This window comes from Actinoplanes sp. NPDC026619 (genome assembly GCF_040638295.1).
Lineage (GTDB): Bacteria > Actinomycetota > Actinomycetes > Mycobacteriales > Micromonosporaceae > Actinoplanes.
Window position 1 is genome coordinate 1 of record NZ_JBEZYA010000066.1, and the last position, 10,146, is coordinate 10,146.

Below are 10,146 nucleotides of genomic sequence, written 5' to 3' on the forward strand. Positions count from 1 at the left end.
AAGGCGAAATCACCGCCGCCCACATCGCCGGCGCACTCACCCTCGACCAAGCCGCCCACATCACCACCCAACGCACCCAGGCCTTGGCCACGCTGACCGGCACCGGCACCATGCTCAACCTCGCCACCGACCCCGACACCACCCAGGAACTCCTCGCGCCATATGCCGGCCGACTCACCATCGCCGCCACCAACAGCCCCCACAACACCGTCATCGCCGGACCCGACGACGACATCGACCACCTCCTCCAACACTGCCCGGACATCCGCGCCCGCAAAATCAAAGTCGACTACGCCTCACACAGCCCCGCCATCGAAGCCATCAAAGACACCCTGCTGACCACCTTGGCCGGCACCACACCCAGCGCCGCGAACATCCCCTTCTACAGCACCGTCACCACCCAACCCCACAACACCACAACCCTCGACAACCATTACTGGTACGAAAATTTGCGCCGCCCCGTCCAACTCGCCGAAACACTGCGCACCCTGCACGAACACGGCCACACCACATACATCGAATGCAGCCCGCACCCGATCCTCACCACACCCATCCAGGAAACCCTCGACAACCCCACCACCATCGGCTCCCTGACCCGAGACCACGGCGACCAACACACCTTCAACACCGCACTCGCCAACGCCCACACCGCCGGCCACCGGCCCACCTGGCCCACCACCGCCCACCTGATCGACCTGCCCACCTACCCCTTCCAGCACCAGCGCTACTGGCTCACGGCCCCCGCCGCCGGCAACGCCCAGACGGACGACGGCCACCCGCTGTTGCACACCACCATCGACCTCCCCGATGATCGCGGCGCCCTGTTCACCGGCACGTTCTCGATCACGACCCATGCCTGGATCGAGGACCACACCGTCAACGGGCTCCCGCTGCTGCCGGGCACCGCGTTCCTCGACATGGCCCTGCACGCCGCCCGCCACCTGGGCTGCGACCGGGTCGAGGAACTCACCCTGGAAGCGCCGCTGGCCCTGCCCGAGCGAGGCGCGATCGACCTTCAGCTCGCGACCCGGCCGGGACCGGAGGGCGGGCACACCTTCACCGTCCACTCCCGGGTTTCCGGCATCGACGAGCCGTGGACCCGCCACGCCACCGGCAGCGTCAGCCGCAATGCCACGACGATCCCGACCGGACAGGCGACCTGGCCCCCGGCCGGCGCGACCCCGGTCGACGTCGACGGCCTCTACGAGCGACTGAACACCATCGGCCTCGGCTACGGACCCACCTTCCGCGGACTCACCGTGGCCTGGCGCACCGGCGACGACACCTACGCCGAGATCGAACTACCCGGCGAACCCGGCCGATTCGGCATCCACCCCGCCCTGCTCGACGCCGCCCTGCACCCGATCGCCGACCACGACCCGGTCCACCTGCCCTTCAGCTGGAGCGGAATCACCCTGCACCAGACCGGCGCCACCCGGCTACGCGTCCACCTGCGCGGCACCGGCACCGAGTTCGCCATCCACGCCACCGACACCAGCGGCAACCCGGTCGTCACCATCGAGTCGCTGGCGATCCGCCCGCTCGCGACCGACCGGCTGACGCGGCCCGGCGGCGGCCAGGGCAGCCTTTACCAACTCGACTGGCAGCACACCAGCGCGGCGGCCGCCCCCGCCATCGACCGGCGCTGGGCCCTCCTCGGCCCAGCCATCACGGGACTCGACCTCACCCCGGCAAGCGACACCGACCACCTGCCACCGGACATCACCGGCGTCCTGATCACCGTACCGACCAGCACCGACGACAACCCCATCGCCGAAGCCCACACCAACCTGGAAACCATCCTCGGTCAAATCCAAGCCCTGCTCACCACCACCGAACTCCCGATCATCGTGCACACCCGGCACGCCGTCGCCGTCCACGACACCGACACCATCGACCTCGCCGCCGCACCCATCTGGGGACTCATCCGCACCGCCCAGACCGAGAACCCCGACCGGATCACCCTGGTCGACACCGACGACACCGGCCACCACCTGATCACCACCGGCGAACCCCAGATCGCCATCCGCAACGGCGCCGTTCACGTCCCCCGGCTCAACCGGGCCGCCCCCACCACCACCACCGACCGCAACGCGTTCGACCCCGACGGCACGATCCTCATCACCGGCGGCACCGGCACCCTCGGCGCACTCCTCGCCCGCCACCTCATCACCCACCACCACGCCCGCCACCTACTACTGGTCAGCCGGCGCGGACCCGACACACCCGGCACCACCGAACTCCACCACGAACTCACCGACCTCGGCGCCGACGTGACCATCACCGCCTGCGACACCAGCAACCGCGACGCCCTCGCCCGGCTGATCGGCGGCATCGACAACCTCACCGCCGTCGTCCACACCGCCGCCACCCTCGACGACGCCACCATCACCACCCTCACCCCCACCCAACTCCACCAGGTCCTGACCGCGAAGGCCGACACCGCCTGGCACCTGCACGAGCTCACCCGCGAGCACGACCTCGCCGCGTTCATCACCTACAGCTCGCTCGCCGGCACCCTCGGCACCCCGGGGCAGGCCAACTACGCCGCCGCCAACGCGTTCCTGGACGCCCTGGCCCACCATCGCGACCGACCGACCACCAATGTCGTGTGGGGCCTCTGGGAACAGGCCACCGGCATGACCGCCCACCTCGACGCCACCAACCGCAACCGGCTGACCACCAACGGCATCGCCCCGATGACCTCCGAGCACGCGCTCGCGCTCCTCGATGCCGCCCTCGCCGGCGACCGGCCCACCCTGATCGCCGCCCACCTGCACCAGCCCACCCTCAACAACCACGCCAGGAACGGCACCCTCCACCCGGTTCTGCGCAACCTCACCCGGGCCACGCCGCCGCCCGCCCGCAACGGCGCCGGTCCGGCCTGGGCCGGCCGGCTGACCGGATTGAGCGAGCCCGAGCAGCAGGAGGCCCTGCTGGACCTGGTGCGCGGCCAGGTGGCCGAGGTGCTCGGGCACACCGGGGCGGCGACCGTCGACCCGGACCGGGGCTTCTTCGACGCCGGCTTCGACTCGCTGACCGCGGTCGAGCTGCGCAACCGCCTGAGCGCCGCGGTCGGGCTGCGACTGCCGGCGGTGCTCCTCTTCGACCAGCCGAATCCCCGTGCGGTGGCCGCCTACCTGCGAGCGGAACTCGCGCCGGCGGCCGCGCATGCGGTCCTCGCGGACATCGATCGGCTGGCCGCCGGGTTCGACGCCCTGGCCGCCGACGACGACACCCGCCACGAACTGTCGCTGCGGCTGCGTGACCTGCTGGCCCGGCTGGACGCCAGGCCCGGGGCCGGCCCGGACGAGGAATCGGGCGGCAGCGTCGCCGACAAGCTGACGTCGGCGTCGGACGACGAGATCTTCGACTTCATCGACAGCGAACTCGGCAGCCACTGATGACCAGCAACGACGGACCCGGCCGGATGGAGAGGGAACGATCTCGCATGGCGAACGAAGACAAGCTTCGCGAATACCTCAAGCGGGTCACCGCGGACCTGCACGAGACGCGCCGCCGCCTTCAGGAGGTCGAGTCGGGAAGCCGGGAACCGATTGCGGTGGTCTCGATGGCCTGCCGTTTCCCCGGCGACGCCGACTCCCCCGAAGCCCTGTGGAAACTGGTGGCGGACGGTGCGGACGCGATCACCGAGTTCCCCACGAATCGCGGCTGGGACACCGACGCCCTCTACGATCCCGACCCGGATGCGACGGGCCGGACCTACACCCGCCACGGCGGATTCCTGCACCACGCCGACGAGTTCGACCCGGACTTCTTCGGGATCAGCCCCCGCGAGGCCCTCGCCATCGACCCACAACAGCGCCTGCTCCTCGAAACCGCCTGGGAGACGCTGGAACGCGCCGGAATCAACCCCGACGACCTTCGCGGTACGCCGGTCGGCGTATTCGCCGGGGTGATGTACAACGACTACGCCTCCCGGCTGCCGTCGTCGCCGGAGGGCTTCGAGGGATACCTGTTGAGCGGGAGCGCGCCGAGCATCGCCTCGGGCCGGCTGGCCTACACGTTCGGTTTCGAGGGCCCCGCGGTCACGGTCGACACCGCCTGCTCCTCCTCGCTGGTCTCGATGCACTTGGCCTGCCAGGCCCTCCGCCAGGGCGAGAGCGACCTGGCGCTGGCCGGCGGCGTGTCGGTGATGGCGTCGCCGAACAGCTTCGTGGAGTTCAGCAGGCAGCGCGGGCTCTCGCCGGACGGTCGCTGCCGCTCCTTCTCGGCCGACGCCGACGGGGCCGCCTGGTCGGAGGGCGCCGGGCTGGTGCTGCTGGAGCGTCTGTCGGACGCTCAGCGCAACGGTCACCCGATCCTCGCCGTCATCCGCGGCAGCGCGGTCAACCAGGACGGCGCGTCCAGCCAGCTGACCGCGCCCAACGGGCCGTCGCAGCAGCGGGTCATCCGCGCGGCCCTGACCGCCGCCGGCCTGACCCCGGCCGACATCGACGCCGTCGAGGCGCACGGCACCGGCACCACCCTCGGCGACCCGATCGAAGCGCAGGCGTTGCTCGCCGTCTACGGCAAGCGCCGGGACCCGCAGATGCCGCTGTGGCTCGGCTCGATCAAGTCGAACATCGGCCACACCCAGGCCGCCGCGGGCGTGGCCGGCGTCATCAAGATGGTCATGGCCCTGCGTCACGGCGTGCTGCCCCGCACCCTGCACGCCGCCACCCCGACCCCGCACCTGGACTGGGCATCGGCCCCGATGCGCCTGCTGAACGAGGAGCAGCCGTGGACCGCCGGAGAACGGCCGCGCCGTGCCGCGATCTCGTCGTTCGGCATCAGCGGCACCAACTCACACCTGATCCTCGAGCAGGCGCCGCCGGTCACCCCGTCCGCGGAGCCCGCGCCGGAAGTGGGCGGACGCATTCCGTGGCTGCTCTCGGGTCACACCGAGGCGGCGTTGCGCGGCCGGGCCGGGCGGCTGCGCGACTGGGCCGGCGACTCCCTCACCACGGATCCGACCGAAGTCGGCGGCGCCCTCGCCGCGGGCCGCGCATTCGCGTACCGGGCAGCCGTCCTCCCGTCCGGCGGTCTGGCACCCACGGCCGCCCTGGAAGCGCTCGCCGCCGGGGCCGACCACCCGGGGGTGGTGCGCGGCACCGTTCAGGAGCCGGGCGCCTGGGCTTTCCTCTTCAGTGGACAGGGCTCGCAGCGGCCCGGAATGGGCCGCGACCTCTACCACCGGGTTCCGACCTTCGCGGCCGCCGTCGACGAGTTGTGCGCGGCGTTCGACCCGCACCTCGACCGGCCGCTGCGTGCGGTCATGTTCGGCGACGATCCGGAACCGCTGCGGCAGACGGAGTACACGCAGCCGGCGCTGTTCACCCTGGAGGTCGCCCTCTACCGCCTGCTGGAGCGGTGCGGCTGGCGTCCCGCGTACCTCGTGGGTCACTCCATCGGTGAGCTCGCGGCGGCGTACGCGGCCGGTGTCTTCTCGATTTCCGACGCCGCCGCCCTGGTGGCCGCACGCGGCCGTCTCATGCAGGAGATCCGGACGCCGGGTGCGATGCTGGCCGTTCAGGCCGGCGAGGACGAGGTCCGCGCGGTGCTCGACGGCCATCGCGGCGTGGGGATCGCCGCGGTGAACGGCCCCACCGCGACCGTGCTCTCCGGTGACGCCGAGATCGTCACCGAGCTGGCCGGCAGCTTCGCGAAGCTGGGCCACAAGACGCGCCGTCTGAACGTCAGCCATGCCTTCCACTCGCACCACCTGGACGCCATGCTCGACGAGTTCCGCCGGGTCGCGGCGGGGTTGACGTTCGAGGCGCCGCGGTTGCCGGTCATCTCGGACGTCACCGGCCGGCCGGCCACCGAGGAGCAGCTGCGCTCCCCCGATTACTGGGTCGAGCAGGTCCGGGCGACGGTTCGGTTCTCCGACGCGATCACCTACCTGCACGAGCAGGGCGTAACCCGGTTCGTGGAGCTCGGGCCGACGCCGGTGCTGACGGCGATGGTCCACGAGACGCTGGACGCCTCGGCGGGGCCGGACACGGCTCGACGGGTGCTTCCCACCCTGCGCCGGGACCAGCCGGAGGACGAGAGCGTGCTCGCCGCCGTCGCGGGCGCCTGGACCACGGGCCTGGCGGTGGACTGGTCGCCGTTCGCCTCCTGGAGCGGCCGCCGGGTGGAGCTGCCCACCTACGCGTTCCAGCGCCGCCGCTACTGGCTGGACGCCCCCGTGAATGCCGGTGATCCCGGTGGCCTGGGGCAGCGTTCCACCGGTCATCCGCTGCTCGGCGCGACCGTCGAGCTGGCCGACGGCCGGGGACTGCTGCTCACCGGCCGGCTTTCGCTCCGCACGCAGCCATGGCTGGCCGACCATGCCGTCCACGGCGCGGTCACGGTCTCCGGAACGACGTTCCTCGATCTCGCCCTGCACGCGGCTGACCGCATGGGCGTCCGGTCCGTGGCGGAGCTGACGCTGGAGACGCCCCTGACGCTGCGGGCGGACGAGAACGTGGACATCCAGCTCACCGTCACCCGGCAGGACGACGGGCACCAGCTGACCATCCACAGCCGCTCGGTGAACGAACAGGACGATCCCTGGCGCCGGCACGCTACCGGCATCCTGGGCGGCGACACCGAGGCGGAGGCGGCGGCAATTGTCTGGCCGCCGATCGGCGCGGAGCCCATCGACCTCGACGCGCTCTACGCGCGGCTCGCCGATCTGGGACTGAACTACGGCGCTGCCTTCCAGGGCCTGCGTGCCGCCTGGCGGCAGGGCGACGACGTCTACGCGGAGGTCGCTCTCCCCGCCGGGCTCCGCGACGAGGCCGGCCGGCACACCGTGCACCCGGCGCTGCTCGACGCGGCGCTGCACCCGCTCGCCCTCGGTGACGAGCTCCGGCTGCCGTTCTCGTTCGGCGGTGTCACGCTGCACTCGCCCGGCGCCGCCGCGCTGCGGCTGCGCCTGGCGCCCGACGGAAGCCTTTCCGCCACCGACGGCTCGGGCGGGCCGGTGCTCTCGGTGCGGTCCCTGGCGGTCCGCACGGCCCCCGCCGGAGGCCTGCGGGCGGCCGACTCGCTGTTCCGGCTGGACTGGGTTCCGGTGCCCCCGCCGAGCCCGGCGACACCGGCCGGGCGCTGGGCGATCGCCGGCGACGCCGACCTGGCCGTACGCCTGACGGCGGCGGGCTTCGACGCGACCGTCCTCGACGGGCCGGCCTCCCGGCCGGCCGACGTGCTGCGTCTGGTGCAGGACTGGCTGGCCGACGAGAGCACCGCCGGCTCGCGGCTGGTGCTCTGCACCCACGGCGCGGTGGCCGTCGCCCCGGGAGACCGCATCGATCTGGCGGCCGCGCCGCTATGGGGGCTGCTGCGGTCGGCGCAGACCGAGCATCCGGGCCGCTTCGTGCTGCTCGACCTGGACACGAACTCCGCCGACGCGGCCCCGGCCGCCCTGCTCACCGGCGAGCCCCAGATCGCCCTCCGGGACGGCGTCGGCCACACCCCCCGGGTCGCCCGCGCCACACCGGCCGGTGAGATCGTTCTCGATCCCGAGGGGACGATCCTCATCACCGGCGGCACCGGCGCCCTCGGCGCGGTGCTCGCCCGCCACCTCGTCACCCGGCACGGCGCCCGCCACCTCCTGCTGACCAGCCGCCGCGGACCCGACGCGCCCGGCGCCACCGAACTACGGCGGGACCTCACCGACCTCGGCGCCGAGGTGGTCGTCACCGCCTGCGACACCAGCGATCACGACGCCCTGGCCGGCCTGCTCGCCGGCATCGACGAGCGGCACCCGCTGACCGCGGTCATCCACGCCGCCGCCGTCACCGACGACGCCCCGATCACCGCGCTTACCGCCGACCGGCTCCAGAGTGTTCTCGACGCCAAGGCCACCGCGGCGGGGCATCTGCACGAGCTCACCCGCGATCACGACCTGGCCGCGTTCGTCCTCTTCTCGTCGATGGCCGGCATTCTGGGCACGGCGGCGCAGGGCAACTACGCGGCCGCCAATGCCTATCTGGACGCGCTGGCGCACGCTCGCCGTCGCGACGGGCATCGGGCGACGAGTCTGGCCTGGGGCCTGTGGGCGGAGGCGAGCGGCCTCACCGCCAAGCTCGGCGAGGCGGACCGGGCCCGGATCGCACGGGCCGGCATCGCTCCGATGAGCACCGAGGAGGCGCTCGCGCACTTCGACGCCGCGCTGGGCCAGGAGGAGCCGGTGCTGCTCCCGGTGCGGTTCGACCGGCCGGCGCTGCGCGCACAGGCCGGCGCGGGCACGCTGCCCGGCGTTCTTCGCGATCTGGTACGGGTTCCGCAGCGGCCGGGCGCCCCGGCGACGACCGGCATGAGCCACCGCACCGAGGAGGCCCTCCTCGAGCTGGTGTCCGCGCAGGTGGCGGTCGTCCTCGGGCACACCGGCCCGGACACGGTCGACGCCGAGCGGGCCTTCAAGGACCTCGGCTTCGACTCGCTGACCGCGGTCGAACTACGCAACCGGCTCACCGCCGCCACCGGGCTGCGCCTGCCCGCCACCCTGATCTTCGATCACCCCACACCGCACCGCCTGGCCGCCTACCTGCATCAGACCGTGGCCGGCGCCGCCGGCGCGACCGCCCCGAGAGCGGCCACCACCGGCAGCACCGACGAGCCGATCGCGATCGTCGCGATGGCCTGCCGCTACCCCGGCGACGCGAACACCCCCGAGGCGCTGTGGGACCTGGTGGCGAACGGCACCGACGCGATCACCGAGTTCCCCGCCAACCGCGGCTGGGACACCGACGCCCTCTACGACCCCGACCCCGAAGCCGCCGGCAAGACCTACACCCGCCACGGCGGATTCCTGCACCACGCCGACCAGTTCGACCCGGACTTCTTCGGCATCAGCCCCCGCGAGGCCCTGACCATCGACCCACAACAGCGCCTGCTCCTCGAAACCACCTGGGAGACGCTGGAACGCGCCGGAATCAACCCCGACGACCTTCGCGGTACGCCGGTCGGCGTCTTCGCCGGGGTGATGTACAACGACTACGGCAGCCGGTTGCACTTCCGCCCGGAGAACTTCGACGGCCACATCGGCAACGGCAGCGCGGGGAGCATCGCCACCGGCCGGGTCGCGTACACGTTCGGCTTCGAGGGTCCGGCCGTCACCGTGGACACGGCTTGCTCCTCCTCGCTCGTCGCCATGCACCTCGCCGGCTCCGCACTGCGGAACGGCGAATGCGACTACGCGCTGGCCGGCGGCGTCACCATCATGTCCACCCCCGGCCTCTTCATCGACTTCAGCCGACAACGCGCCCTCTCCCCCGACGGACGCTGCCGAGCCTTCTCCACCGACACCGGCGGCACCGGCTGGGGCGAAGGCGCCGGCCTCCTCCTACTCGAACGACTCTCCGACGCCCAGCGCCTCGGCCACCCCATCCTCGCGGTCATCCGCGGCAGCGCCGTCAACCAGGACGGCGCCAGCAACGGCCTCACCGCACCCAACGGACCCTCCCAGGAACGCGTCATCCGCCAAGCCCTCGCCAACGCCGGCCTGAACCCCGCCGACATCGACGCGGTCGAGGCCCACGGCACCGGCACCACCCTCGGCGACCCCATCGAAGCCCAAGCGCTGCTCGCCACCTACGGCCAGAACCGGCCCACCGACCGGCCACTACGACTCGGCTCGATCAAATCCAACATCGGCCACACCCAAGCCGCCGCCGGCATCGCCGGGGTGATCAAAATGGTGATGGCGATGCGGCACGAAACACTGCCGAAGACCCTGCACGCCGACACGCCGACCACCCACGTGGACTGGACCACCGGGGCGGTGAGCCTCCTCACCGAGCCGGCGCCCTGGCCCGAAGGCGACGACGACCAGCCGCGCCGGGCCGCCGTGTCCTCGTTCGGGATCAGCGGCACCAACGCCCACGTCATCCTCGAACAAGCGCCCGCCGCGCCGGAGGACACCGCGACCGGCGAAGGCCCTTACACGCTGCTGCTCTCGGCCCGTACCGAGCAGGCTCTCGCCGAGCAGGCGGACAACCTGCACGCCTATATCAGCGAGCACGCCGACACCCCGATCGCCCGGATCAGCGCCACGATGAACCGGCGAACCCCCCAGCCGCACCGCGCCGCCACCACCGCGCACACCCGCGACGAACTGCTGGCCGGCCTGCGCAGCCTCGAACACCACCACCC

At 72.3% G+C, this 10,146-nt stretch carries 2 protein-coding genes; both read left to right on the forward strand.

Annotated features, from left to right (window positions below; genetic code table 11):
• Window positions 1–3,404 (forward strand): SDR family NAD(P)-dependent oxidoreductase (locus AB0E90_RS51270; RefSeq protein ID WP_360421106.1); only part of this gene is annotated, 3,404 nt, incomplete at its 5' end.
• Between the two features lie 47 nt (window positions 3,405–3,451).
• On the forward strand, window positions 3,452–10,146 hold a 6,695-nt coding region (locus tag AB0E90_RS51275; RefSeq protein ID WP_360421108.1), incomplete at its 3' end, for an SDR family NAD(P)-dependent oxidoreductase.